The organism is Chryseobacterium scophthalmum, from assembly GCF_900143185.1.
GTDB classification, from domain to species: Bacteria; Bacteroidota; Bacteroidia; order Flavobacteriales; family Weeksellaceae; genus Chryseobacterium; species Chryseobacterium scophthalmum.
Map to the genome: position 1 here is coordinate 30,547 of NZ_FSRQ01000003.1, position 12,956 is coordinate 43,502.

Sequence of the window (12,956 nt, forward strand, 5' to 3'; positions counted from 1 at the left end):
TTTCAATTTTATGGAGACGGCTGCTAAAAAACAAGGGACTTCTTCTAATTACAGAAAATATATTGAATCGAAATTATCTGATAATAAAGACTTTCAAAAGCTTGCCAATGATTTTAAATCTCTTAATTTTAATGAAGGCATCGTAAGGCAAGATTATCCGCAGGGAAGAAACTATAGAAAGAGCTATTTGACATTATTGATTGTACAGTCATTAAAGTCTAAGGATTTAAACGATTTTAATGAAAGAATTACCGGACTTCTTCCTGTAAATGAACAGATGAAAATGTTTAATATTTTAAAAAATGCACAGCCTTATTTTCGAAAATATGTTTGGAATGATGGTGAATTAAAGATGAAAAAACAGGTTGCTGCATTGGAAAAATATCAAGATTTAAGTTCTGAGATGTTTTTAAGGTTTAATAAATTTTATAAATCTTCCTGGAATCAACAAATACCGTTTTATGTGACATTGTATCCTATTCCCGGAAAAAGCGGAAGTACAGTTTCTACACCGCATGGAAATGCTTTATGCATCGGAACTTTAACAGATACTAATGATATTGAAGGAACTTTGAGCGTAACGATGCACGAAATGTGCCATATATTGTACCAAGAACAAGATCGTGAAGTTCAGCTTGAACAGGAGAAGTATTTTAACGAAAATCCTTCAAAATATTCAAAACTGGCGTATTCTTATTTTAATGAAGCGGTTGCAACAGCTTTAGGAAATGGTTATGCATGGAAAGTTCTTAAGAAAGGAGTTTTGGATAAAGGTGATTGGTATAATAATCCTACAATTAATCTTTTTGCGAAAGCCATTTATTCGATAACAGAAAAATATCTTGAAGAAAATAAAACTATTGATAAAGCTTTTATTGATTATTCCATAAAAGTCTTTGGCGAAACTTTCCCAGATTCTATTTATGAGTATAATCAGAATTTTAATACAATTGATATTTTTACGGATGATATCGAGGGCAATTATATCTTCGATAATTTCTTTGAATATTTTAATGCAAACAATGTCGGAGTAAGCAGTCCTATGAAAAACATTTCTAAAAGTCCAAAACTTTTGGAAGGTAACTCATCTTTTATTATCATTTTAGATAAACATCAGAAAGAATATCTGGAAGAATTAAAAATAGTATTTCCTGAAATTAAAAATATTAATTATGATGAGTCTATTCAGAATATCAGTTTTTTAGATTCAAAAGGAAGAATGATTGTGCTGCTTTTCATTAATAAAAAACAAGATTTGAAAGCTGCGATGGAAAAGCTTTCAAAACACAAGAAAATAGAAAAAAATAAATTTATTCAATATTAAAATAAACTAGACATATGAAAAAGAAATTTACCTGGAAAAAAGGCATTTACATCTTTTTGGGGCTTTTGTTTGCAGTAGCATTATTTTCAGGAATCAGTTATGTTGTAAAATCAAATTCCAAGCAAAATGAAGCTTTCCTTACGAGAAAACCTTCTATTCAGAACATGGAAGACAAAGTGATGGCAACAGGAAAAATTGTTCCTAAAGAAGAGATTGAAATTAAGCCAAACATTGCAGGGATTATTGATAAAATTTTAGTTGATGAAGGAGATAGAGTAGAAGCCGGGCAATTGATTGCAACGGTAAGAATTATCCCGAATATTGCCGAAGTAAATAATGCACAACAGGAAGTGGTAAATTCTCAACTTCAGATAAGCAATGCAAAAATGAATGTTGATAATATGCAGAAACAATTTGCGATGCAGGATAAACTTTTCAAACAGGGAGTAATCTCAAAGCAAGAATTTCTAAATTCTCAGCAGCAGTTATATTCAATGCAGCAAAGCGTGAAAAATGCTAATCAGCAACTTCAGACTGCGCAAAAAAGATTGCAGATTGTAAAAACGGGTGCAACTCCTGAATTACAAGGTTTGGCAACAACACAAATCCGTTCTAAAGCTGCAGGAACCGTTCTTGAAGTTCCCGTAAAAGTAGGAAGTCAGGTAATTGAAGCCAACTCTTTCAATGCAGGAACTACAATTTGTTCGATTGCGGATCTGAATTCATTGATCTTCCAGGGAGAAATTGATGAAGCTCAAGCCGGAAAACTAAAGCAGGGAATGGATATGAAAATTGTCATCGGAGCTTTGCAGAATAAAACGTTTCCTGGGAAACTGACAATGATTGCACCAAAAGGAAAAGATACCAATGGAACTATAAAATTCCCGGTTGAAGGTGATGTAAACAATCCAAATAACGAATACATCAGAGCCGGATTTTCTGCCAACGGAGAAATCGTAATGAGCTCTCAGAAAAATGCATTACTTTTGGATGAATCTTTAATTCAGTACGAAAAGAAAAACGGAAAAGACATTCCTTTTGTTGAGGTAAAACAAAAAGACGGGAAGTTTAAGAAAGTCTATGTGAAATTAGGAGCAAGCGACGGAATCAATGTACAGATTCTTTCAGGTATTGATAAAAACTCTGATGTGAAAGTCTGGAATCCTTCAGATAAAGATAAAGAAGAGTTAAAAGAGAAAGCGAAGAAATAATCAGCTTTAAAATATTTGATTGATAAATATGAAAAAGATATTTTCTTTTTTACTTTTAAGCTTAATGACGACTCTGTTTTTTGGTCAGTCCAATAATTATAAAACAGTGGCTGATGTTTTTCAGAATGATTATAATTCCGGAAAATACGAAGCAATTTATAATAGCTTTTCATCTGAAATGAAGGAAGCTTTGCCTTTGGAAGACACCAAACAGTTTTTATCGGGTTTAAAACTTCAGGTTGGTAAAATTGAAGCAAAAGAATTTATTAATTATCAGGAAACATACGCTGTTTATAAAACCAAATTTGAGAGAGCTGTTTTTGCAGTTAATATTTCTTTGGATGGGCAAAATAAAATCAACGGACTTTTTGTAAAACCTTATGAAGAATCTAAAGTTGAGGTAAATACTAAAACTGTAAATGCTTTACATGACTTTCCAAAAAATGTAAGTGAAGCTATATTTTCAAATACGAAAGATTTTCCTAACAACACTCAGGTTTCAATTGCTTTTATTGAAAATGGAAAAACACAGTTCTATGGAATTATCAAACAAAATGATACAGTAAAAAGCAATAAAAATCAAAATAAAGTTTTTGAAATAGGCTCGATTACAAAAGTTTTTACGGCAACAGTTCTAGCTTCGTTGGTTGAGGATAAAAAGATTAATTTGAATGATAATATTAATTCATATTTTTCTTTTCCATTCAAAGGAAATGTTAAACTGAGCTTTCAAAGTTTAGCCAATCATACGTCGGGTTTACCACGTCTTCCTGATAATCTTGATTTATCAAACGAAATCAACCCGTATAAAAGCTATGGCAAAAAAGAAATAGAGGATTATCTTAAAAATAATTTGAAATTGAAAAGTAATCCTAAATATGAATATTCAAATCTGGGAGCAGGATTAGTGGGTTATACACTTGAACTAAGTCAGAAAACTTCGTTTCAACAGTTGTTGCAAAAAAGAATTTTTGACAAATATAAAATGAAAAATTCCTATACAAGTTCTAAAAACCTGAAAGATAAGCTTATAAGTGGATTGAATGCAGATGGCGAAAATGTTTCCAATTGGGATTTCGATGTTTTATTTGGGGGTGGTGGAATTTTATCTACCACGGAAGATTTGGCAAAATTTGTAGATGCACAGTTTAATATTAAAAATACTGATCTTACTTTAACTAGAAAGCCAACTTTCACTATTAATGATAAAATGAAAATTGGATTAGGATGGCATATTTTGAAAAATAAAAACGATAGCGAGTTTTTATGGCACAATGGTGGAACAGGTGGCTATTCTTCGTCTTTGGCTTTTAATGCTGAAAATAGAAATGCAGTTATAGTTTTATCAAATGTTTCGGCTTTTAATCCAAAAATGGAAAATATTGATAAGTTATGTTTTGACTTAATGAATATTGCGATTAAAAATTAATTTGACGTTATTTCTCTGAATTAAAAAAAGTCCCAGAATATATCTGAGACTTTTTTATTTTGATAGTTTAAAGTAATATTTAAAAATTAACTCAAAAACTTAATTTCTTTGTCTTTAAAATCATTTTTTGTCACGAGTTTATTCATGGTGATCAGCATTTCTCTACGAAGTTTAGCCAGTTTTCTGATGTTTTTATCTTCGCTGTAATCAAAAATATTATCTTTAAAACTAAATGTGTCACCGTTTTTAAACTCTATTTTACTTTTCTTTAATTCTCCTTTCAGCATAAGGTCAGTCATGTTTTCAAGGATTAAATGTTCAGATTTACCAAGAGCTTTTAAAGTGTTGAGCAATTGTTTTTTATACTTTTTCTTTCCCATAATTTTCAGACAATTTTTTCTTTTACGATATGCAAATATATCATTTTACATTATAACTCATTTTCGATATTAAATTTTTAAACTTTTATTAACTACAAAAGAGGCAAAAGATTTAGATATTTCTATTTAAGGTTGAAAAAAGCACACAAAGCCTTTAAAAATCTTTGATTTTTATTCTTTTTAGAACTTTGATTATCTAATAATAGCTTTACAAATGTCTTTTGTTCCTTTTGTGATTAAATCTCAAAAGCAGTCTAAAAGCATGTTTAAACTTTTATAAAATATTATTTTGTTGGAATCGCAAAGGCGCAATTTTTTATCTTTTTTAGTTTTTAAGGCGCAAAGCACTTCGACTTCGCTCAGTGTGACAAAAAAACTTTATAAAGAATCTAGCAATAAAACAGGTGGAATTTTATCGTAGATAAAATCCTTGTGCCTTAAAACATTTTAGACTATAATTTGCGCCTTTGCGATCACCAACTATTAAAGTTTAAACAAGTTTTAAATATATGATTTATCAATTTTGCTTATTCTAAAGATAAAAATTAAAATTTATTTTCTGTAATAAATTTATTATCGTAATATTACAATATTAAAATAAGAATATGGGACTTACAAAGACTGAGATTTTTAGCGACAAGCAAAACAGATTGGCAATGCTTTTCAAAGTTTTAGGACATCCTGCAAGAATTGCAATTTTGCAGCATATTATCAATCAAAAAGCTTGTATTTGTAATGATTTGGTAGAAGAATTGGGGTTGGCACAAGCTACGATTTCACAACATTTAAAAGAGTTGAAAAATATCGGAATTATCAAAGGTTCTATCGAAGGAAAATCGGTTTGTTACTGTATTGATGAGAAAATCTGGAAAACAGTTCAAGATGAATTAGGAATGTTTTTTACTCAGGATATTCAATCAGAATCATGCTGTTAAAGGCATTTTTTTATTTATTATTATCGTTATATAGCAATATTACAATTTAAACTTAATTAAATATACATCATATGAAACTTTCGAAAATTAAAGAAATTTTACCTTCATTAGACAATGTAGAATTTCAGTTGGAAAACGGAACATTTGTACCGGAACATTTTCACGTAACAGAGGTAGGACAAATCACCAAAAACTTTATCGATTGTGGCGGAGTAATTCGTTCAGAAAAAGGAGTGAATTTTCAGTTATGGGATGCCGATGATTTTGAGCATCGCCTGAAACCGGGGAAACTTTTAAACATCATCAAACTTTCCGAAGAAAAATTAGGAATCGAAGATTCGGAAATTGAAGTGGAATATCAAGCTGAAACCATTGGGAAATATGATCTGGAATTCAATGGGAAACATTTTGTATTGGTCAACAAAACGACAGCTTGTTTAGCTCAGGATGCTTGTGGAATTCCTTCAGAAAAACAAAAGAAAAATTTGTCAGAATTAAGTTCAAATTCAGGAAACTCTTGTGAACCTGGAAGTGGATGTTGTTAATTTTTTAGCCACGAATGCACGAATAATAAAATGAATATTTGTGTATTCGTGGCATTAAAACAATTTAAATATTCGAAATGAAACAACAAATTAAAGAGCGTTGCGAAATCATCAGCAAAAATTTTAAAGAAATTAATCCTGAAAGAAAAGTTTTATTGGAAAAATTAGCGAGTCATATTCAGGAAAAATTCAATTCAGGAAAAGAAATCAACTTGGTGTATGTTTGCACGCATAATTCCCGCAGAAGTCATTTGGGACAGGTTTGGACAAAGGTTGCTGCCGATTTTTATGGTTTTAATATCAATACTTTTTCTGCAGGAACTGAAGCGACGGCTTTCAATCAAAATGCCATCAATGCATTGAAATCTCAAGGTTTTGATGTGGAGAAATTAGACGAAACGACCAATCCGAAATATGAAGTTGTTTTTGGAGAGAATAAATCGAGTCACTGTTTTTCAAAAGTTATTGATGATGAAACTTTGCCCAAAGAAAACTTTGTGGCAGTAATGACTTGTGGAGATGCAGACGAAAATTGTCCGTTTATTCCGGGTTGCGATCTGCGAATCGGAACGACTTATTTTGACCCAAAATCTTACGACAATTCTATTCTTCAGGATGAAAAATACACTGAAAGAAGCAATCAAATTGCGATGGAATGTCTGTATGTTTTTTCTTTAGTTAAAAATTAATTTGATGCAGCCCAAACTCAAGTTTCTCGACCGTTATCTTACTCTCTGGATATTTCTTGCAATGGCAATCGGAGTAGGTTTAGGTTTTTTATTTCCAAATATTTCATCAGTTACTAATTCGCTTTCGGTTGGAAGCACCAATATTCCGTTGGCAATTGGTTTAATTTTAATGATGTATCCGCCGCTTGCAAAAGTAGATTATTCTCTGTTGCCAATAGCTTTTAGAGATAAAAAAGTATTATCACTTTCATTGCTTCTCAACTGGGTTGTAGGTCCTGTTTTAATGTTTATTCTGGCAATTATTTTTCTAAAAAATGAACCGGAGTATATGGTTGGATTAATCTTAATTGGTTTGGCAAGATGCATTGCAATGGTAATCGTCTGGAACGATTTAGCCAAAGGAAACCGGGAATACGCAGCATTTTTGGTTGCTTTAAACAGTGTATTTCAAATTTTCTCTTACAGCTTTTTTGTATGGTTGTTCATCAACGTTTTACCACAAAAATTAGGATTGGGAAATTTTAATGTTTCTGTACCGATGAAAGATGTAACAGAAAGTGTTTTAATTTATCTTGGGATTCCTTTTTTAGCAGGATTTTTAACACGTTATTTTTTAGTGAAATTGAAAGGTGTAGAATGGTACAACCGGAAATTTATACCAAAGATCTCTCCGGTTACTTTGTATGCTCTGTTATTCACCATTGTTTTGATGTTTGCTTTAAAAGGTGATAAAATTGTAGAGCTTCTGATGGATGTTTTGAAAGTGGCAATTCCTCTTGTTATCTATTTTGTACTGATGTTTTTCGTGAGTTTTTTCACTAATAAATGGATGAATGTTTCTTATGATAAAAATGCTTCAATATCATTTACGGCTACAGGAAATAATTTTGAATTGGCGATTGCGGTTGCTATTTCTGTCTTCGGAATTCATTCTGCACAAGCTTTCGTTGGCGTTATAGGTCCTTTGGTAGAAGTTCCGGTGTTGATTTTATTGGTAAAAGCCAGTTTATGGTTAAAGCGAAAATTTTATTAAAATTAAATTGAAAAAGTAAAGACTTAAGTGTAAAAATCATTATTAGAAATACTTAAATCTATACTAAATTCCGTATTTTTGGGGTTCAAAATCTAAAAATCTAAGAATAAATGGACATTATTTTTGACCTTATCGAAAAAGAAAGAGAAAGACAATCCCACGGATTAGAGCTTATTGCTTCAGAAAACTTTGTTTCTGAAAATGTAATGAAAGCAATGGGAAGTGTATTGACGAATAAATATGCAGAAGGATATCCGGGAAAAAGATATTACGGAGGTTGTGAAGTAGTAGATGAGGTTGAAACATTGGCTATCGACAGAGCAAAGCAACTTTTCGGTGTTGATTATGTAAACGTTCAGCCGCATTCTGGTTCTCAGGCAAATGCTGCAATTTATTTGGCAGTTTTGAAACCTGGAGATAAAATCATGGGGATGGATCTTTCTATGGGAGGTCACCTTACTCACGGTTCTGCAGTCAACTTTTCAGGAATTCAGTATGATGTAGTTTCTTACGGAGTACAGCAGGAAACTGGTTTGATTGATTACGATCAAATGAGAGAAGTAGCGTTGAGAGAAAGACCAAAAATGTTAATTGCTGGTTTCTCGGCGTATTCAAGAGATTTAGATTATGCAAAATTCAGAGAGGTTGCAGACGAGATCGGAGCGACACTTTGGGCAGATATTGCACATCCTGCAGGTTTGGTTGCAAAAGGATTATTAAATTCTCCATTCGAGCACTGTCATGTAGTAACAACCACGACTCACAAGACTTTGAGAGGTCCAAGAGGAGGGATGATCATGATGGGGAAGGATTTTGAAAATACTTACGGTCACAAAACTCCAAAAGGTGAAATCAAAATGATGAGCCAGGTTCTTGACGGAGCTGTTTTTCCTGGAATTCAAGGTGGACCATTGGAGCATGTAATTGCTGGTAAAGCAATTGCTTTCGGTGAAGCTCTTGATGACCAATTCTTGACGTATGCAAAACAAGTTAAATCTAACGCTCAAGCTTTATCAAAGGCAATGGTAGATTTAGGTTTTGATATTGTAAGTGGCGGTACAGACAATCACTTGATGTTGGTTGACCTTAGAAATAAAGGCGTAAACGGAAAAGAAACTGAAAAAGCTTTAGTAAAAGCAGATATTACTTGTAATAAAAACATGGTTCCGTTTGATGATAAATCTCCGTTCACTACTTCTGGTATCAGATTAGGAACTGCAGCAATCACGACAAGAGGTCTTAAAGAAAATGATATGAATACTATTGCAGAATTAATTTCTGAAGTAGTGGACAATATTAAAAATGAAGAAGTAATTGCAGGTACTAGAAAGAAAGTAAACCAATTAATGGAAGGTAAGGCTTTATTTAATTATTAAGAATTGCTTTTAGCTAATAGCCATTTGCTTTTGGCTTTCAATATAAAATAAAAAGAGGTGCAAATATTTTGCGCCTCTTTTTTGCAAATTGTAATTTTGAACTATCAACTATCAACTATCAACTATCAACTATCAACTAAACTATGCAGCCCGAAAAAAAACTTTTCACCTTTGAAGAAATAAAACAGAAACTGGCCAATTATTGTGTGTATCAGGATCGTTGTCATGCTGAGGTTGAGCAAAAAATGCGGGAGTTTGTTTTGATCCCCGAAGCTAAAGATGAAATTCTTTTGTTTTTAATGAAAGAAAATTATCTGAGCGAAGAAAGATTTACCAGAAGTTATATTCGTGGAAAATTTTATATTAAAAGCTGGGGGAAAACTAAAATTAAAATGCATTTAAAGCAAAAAGGTATTACTGAAAAACTAATCTCTACCTGTTTCGATGAAATTGACGAAAATGATTATTTAAACATAATAAATAAGATATACGAAAATTACGAGAGTAAATTGAAAGGATTGCAGAATTATCAAAAAAAATCAAAAACTATTAAATATCTTCTAAGTAGAGGCTTTGAATACGACTCTATTTTACAAGTAATTGAAAATTAACATACATGTAATTTTAACATTCATTAATATTATTTAGAAAAAGTTTAGATTTGTCAGACGAAAAAAAAATAATTTATGAATTTAAAACTACAAATTAAATCAAGGACGATATATGCGTTTTTGATGGTGCTACTCCCATTTTTGGGATGGTCACAGACGACATTGTACACGACTAATTTTGGTAGTGGCTCTACCTTACCTCAGAATTGGGTAAGCTCTAACACTACTAGTGGGTGGAATGCAAGTTCTTCGAATGCTTCATCAGGATATACAGGTGCTTCAGGTAATACTAATATTCAGTTTAGTGGTATTGGAGCTAATAATGCTACCCATACTCTTACATTAAGCAATGTATCAACTGTTGGTTATACAGGTATTTCTGTATTGTGGGGAGGAAAAGGAACTTCAACATTTAGCAGGGATATTGTTTTCCAATGGTCAACAAATGGAACTACATGGAATGATGTTACTTATATATATTCTAAAAATGGAAATTCATGGGCATTAGTGAATGACGGAAACAGAATAGTACTTCCTCAAGGTGCTGAAAATGTAGCTAATTTAAGACTAAGATTATCTTCTAGTTCGGGAAATTCGGGGAATTATAAGATTGATGACTTTAATGTTGTTGGTACTGTTTCTGCACCAACTGTTGTTCCTACAGTGACAGCTTCAAGCTTATCGGGAACAGTTGGTGTTGCATTTTCTCAAAATATTCAAGCATCAGAAAACCCAACATCTTATAATGTTGCAAGTGGAAGTACATTACCAAATGGATTAACATTGGATTCAGCTTCAGGTTTGATTTCGGGAACACCGACTGTAGCAGGAACTTTCACTACAGATGTTACAGCAACTAATAGTGTAGGTACTTCAAATGTAGCAACAATTACATTTACAATTGGTAAAGGAACTCAGACTTTGACAGGATTTTCTAATACAAATAAATATTTAAGCAGTCCCGCATTTACTTTTCCTTTAAATACAGATAATGGTAATTTAGCAATTACATATTCTAGCTCTAATACTGCGGTAGCTACTGTATCAGGAAATACTATAACTATTACAGGAATTGGAACAACAAATATAACTGCAGCTCAAGCAGGAAATAACGATTGGAATTCTTATAGCCAGCAAATTGTTCTAACAGTTTCAAATGATCCGTACAGTGGAGTTGGAAGATTTGAGAAAATTAATTCTTTATCAGAGTTAGTTGATGGATATTACGTTATAGCTTATGGATCTTCTCAAGCTATGAATAACACATATAGTAGTAGTGTTTTAGGAAATACAGCTATTACAGTGGTTTCTGATGTTATTACTGACCCAAGTACATCAATTGTTTGGAAAATAACAACTAATGGAACAAGTAAAAGTATTTTTAATGAAGCAACTAGTAAATATGTTTCTTATACAGGAGGTAGTAATAATATACAAGTTGTAGACAATGTTACTACTAGCAATCAATTGTGGGATATTTCTTATGCATCTTCATTATTTGTTTTTGCTAACAATGCTGTTACAAATAGAGATTTACAATATAATGCAGCAAGTCCGAGATTTGCTTGTTATACAGGTAGTCAACAAGATTTAACTTTATACAAGCGTATTGAAACCTCAACGTGGAACGGTACTACTTGGTCAAATGGTGTACCTGGAGCGACTGTAGATGCTATCTTTACAGGTATTTATACTACATCTGCTACAACTCCTGCTTTCGCTGCTAAAAATATCACAATCAAAAACGGTGGAGTTTTAGAAATTACTTCAGGTAATACGATTTCAGGTGTAGATGTAACCGTAGAAGATGGCGGTAACCTTATTCAGAAAGACGGTTCTACTTTATCTTACTCAGGAACTTTCAAAACATTGAAAAACGGAACTAGCGAACTTGATAAATATGCATTCTGGTCTTCCCCAGTTGTTGGTCAGATTTTAGCCAATATTTACACAGGGTCTATATCTACTTCTATTACAGAATATGACACTGCTACTGATTCTTATATTAATGCAAGTTCAACTTCTGCATTTGCTAAGGGGTATTCTTTTAAAACTCCGGTTGCCAACGCAACTTTAGTTTTTACAGGAGCTCCAAATAGCGGAACGCAGACTTTTACATTAGTTACTTCAGGAAACGGATTCAACTTAATTGGTAATCCATATCCTTCAAGCTTAAACTTAGGAACTTTCTATACTGCTAACTCAGCAAGAATTTCAAGTACATTCTATTTCTGGGATAACAAAAGCACGAATGTAACGCTTCAGAATGGTGCGAGCACTACAAACTATGGATACGCTACTTTCAATGCTGCCAATGGTGCAAATCCAACTTGGGTTCCTGCTCCTAATGGTAACGGAGGAACGGCTGTTGTTCCAACAGGTGGTGTTGCAAATATTGGTCAAGGATTCATTGTGAAAACTTTAAATACCTCTGTTGATACTTCTTTGACATTTAATAATGAAATGAGAGGTGCTACAAACGGTACATTCTTTAATAAAAATAATCCTTCTACAGAAGGTAAATTCTGGTTGAAATTAAACTCTGAATACAATACCAATAATGTTTTCGCTGTAGATTATACAACTGGAGCTTCAGACTCATTTGATAATTATGATTCTAAAGCAATAGCCATTGGTTCTGATGGATTCTATACTTTAGCTGATGCACAAAAATTAATCATCCAAGGGAAGGCAAGTTTTGATGTTGATGATGTGGTTCCTGTGGGAGCAAAACATTTCCAAAACGGAAATTTTACAATTTCTTTAGTACAGAAAGAAGGATTGTTTAATAACGGACAGGCAATTTATCTACATGATAAAGTGACAGGAACTTATACCGATCTTCAGAACGGAGCTTATACATTTACTGCCAACGCAGGAGAGAGTACTAGTAGATTCGAGATTGTTTACAAGCTTAATGTGTTGGCAACTACTGAAGTTCAAAAAGATAATTTTGAAGTGTACAGAGACGGCCAAGATTTCGTTGTGAGAAACAATAAGAATATCGAAAAAGTAGAAATCTTTGATGTAGCTGGAAGAAAAATTCAGACCATCAATGAGAATTCTAAACTAATTCGTGTACAGCTTGCTTCTAAAGGTGTTTACATCTTGAAAGCACTATCTGAAGGTAAAGAGTACACAAAAAAACTAATTAAATAAGAAGGAATTATGAAAAAGATTATAATAATATTTGTAATGGTATTGTCGGGATTTGCTTTCGCACAAGAATCTTCAGATAATCCATTTGTATATGATAATGGTACTACTGAGTTGCAAGAAGAAGATACTTTTCCTGCAAATCCAGGATTAGTTCCCATCGATGATTATATTCCTGCTCTTTTAGTTGTTGCGGTTGCTTTGGTAATTGCTTATGCAAATAAAAAGAAGGTAGCTTAAGAAGAGTATTGTTATCATTAAAATTAA

Annotated in this window: 12 protein-coding genes; 11 read left to right on the top strand and 1 reads right to left on the bottom strand. The window is 32.4% G+C overall.

Features of this window, described 5'->3' with window-relative positions:
- Positions 1 to 10 precede the first annotated feature (10 nt).
- The 3 genes from BUR17_RS15250 to BUR17_RS15260 are packed head-to-tail and all read left to right on the top strand — an operon-like array spanning position 11 to position 3,964.
- A complete protein-coding gene (locus tag BUR17_RS15250) occupies positions 11 to 1,324 on the top strand; it encodes a hypothetical protein (protein WP_143747601.1) in 1,314 nt (437 codons plus the stop codon).
- Positions 1,325 to 1,338: 14 nt separating this feature from the next.
- Complete coding sequence (locus BUR17_RS15255; RefSeq protein ID WP_074231345.1) at positions 1,339 to 2,535, top strand: efflux RND transporter periplasmic adaptor subunit; 1,197 nt, start codon at positions 1,339 to 1,341, stop codon at positions 2,533 to 2,535.
- 28 nt (positions 2,536 to 2,563) lie between these two features.
- Positions 2,564 to 3,964 carry a serine hydrolase gene (locus BUR17_RS15260; RefSeq protein WP_074231347.1) on the top strand — a complete coding sequence of 467 codons (1,401 nt, stop codon included), beginning with the start codon at positions 2,564 to 2,566 and terminating at the stop codon, positions 3,962 to 3,964.
- 86 nt (positions 3,965 to 4,050) lie between these two features.
- On the opposite strand, the gene BUR17_RS15265 is transcribed toward BUR17_RS15260, so the two are convergent.
- Positions 4,051 to 4,344, bottom strand: coding sequence for a hypothetical protein (locus BUR17_RS15265; RefSeq protein ID WP_074231349.1), 294 nt, complete (start codon positions 4,342 to 4,344; stop codon positions 4,051 to 4,053).
- 605 nt (positions 4,345 to 4,949) lie between these two features.
- Here BUR17_RS15265 and BUR17_RS15270 point away from each other — a divergent pair.
- The 8 genes from BUR17_RS15270 (at position 4,950) to BUR17_RS15305 (ending at position 12,929) form a co-directional block, all read left to right on the top strand.
- Positions 4,950 to 5,279, top strand: coding sequence for an ArsR/SmtB family transcription factor (locus BUR17_RS15270; RefSeq protein WP_074231352.1), 330 nt, complete (start codon positions 4,950 to 4,952; stop codon positions 5,277 to 5,279).
- A 71-nt stretch (positions 5,280 to 5,350) separates the two neighbouring features.
- Positions 5,351 to 5,824 carry a DUF6428 family protein gene (locus BUR17_RS15275; protein ID WP_074231354.1) on the top strand — a complete coding sequence of 158 codons (474 nt, stop codon included), beginning with the start codon at positions 5,351 to 5,353 and terminating at the stop codon, positions 5,822 to 5,824.
- Between the two features lie 77 nt (positions 5,825 to 5,901).
- Positions 5,902 to 6,513, top strand: coding sequence for a low molecular weight phosphatase family protein (locus BUR17_RS15280; protein ID WP_074231356.1), 612 nt, complete (start codon positions 5,902 to 5,904; stop codon positions 6,511 to 6,513).
- Positions 6,514 to 6,517: 4 nt separating this feature from the next.
- The gene (gene arsB / locus BUR17_RS15285; protein ID WP_074231358.1) at positions 6,518 to 7,546 is read left to right on the top strand and encodes an ACR3 family arsenite efflux transporter; all 1,029 of its coding nucleotides are present in this window, start codon (positions 6,518 to 6,520) and stop codon (positions 7,544 to 7,546) included.
- Between the two features lie 110 nt (positions 7,547 to 7,656).
- Positions 7,657 to 8,922, top strand: coding sequence for a serine hydroxymethyltransferase (gene glyA, locus BUR17_RS15290; protein ID WP_074231360.1), 1,266 nt, complete (start codon positions 7,657 to 7,659; stop codon positions 8,920 to 8,922).
- 143 nt (positions 8,923 to 9,065) lie between these two features.
- Entirely contained in the window at positions 9,066 to 9,533 is a 468-nt protein-coding gene (locus tag BUR17_RS15295) for a regulatory protein RecX (RefSeq protein WP_074231362.1), read from the top strand.
- A 75-nt stretch (positions 9,534 to 9,608) separates the two neighbouring features.
- Positions 9,609 to 12,692 (top strand): putative Ig domain-containing protein, encoded by a 3,084-nt coding sequence (locus BUR17_RS15300; protein ID WP_084550675.1) that lies wholly within the window; start codon positions 9,609 to 9,611, stop codon positions 12,690 to 12,692.
- Between the two features lie 9 nt (positions 12,693 to 12,701).
- Positions 12,702 to 12,929, top strand: a complete 228-nt coding sequence (locus tag BUR17_RS15305; protein WP_143747602.1) for a hypothetical protein — start codon at positions 12,702 to 12,704, stop codon at positions 12,927 to 12,929.
- Positions 12,930 to 12,956: the final 27 nt, after the last annotated feature.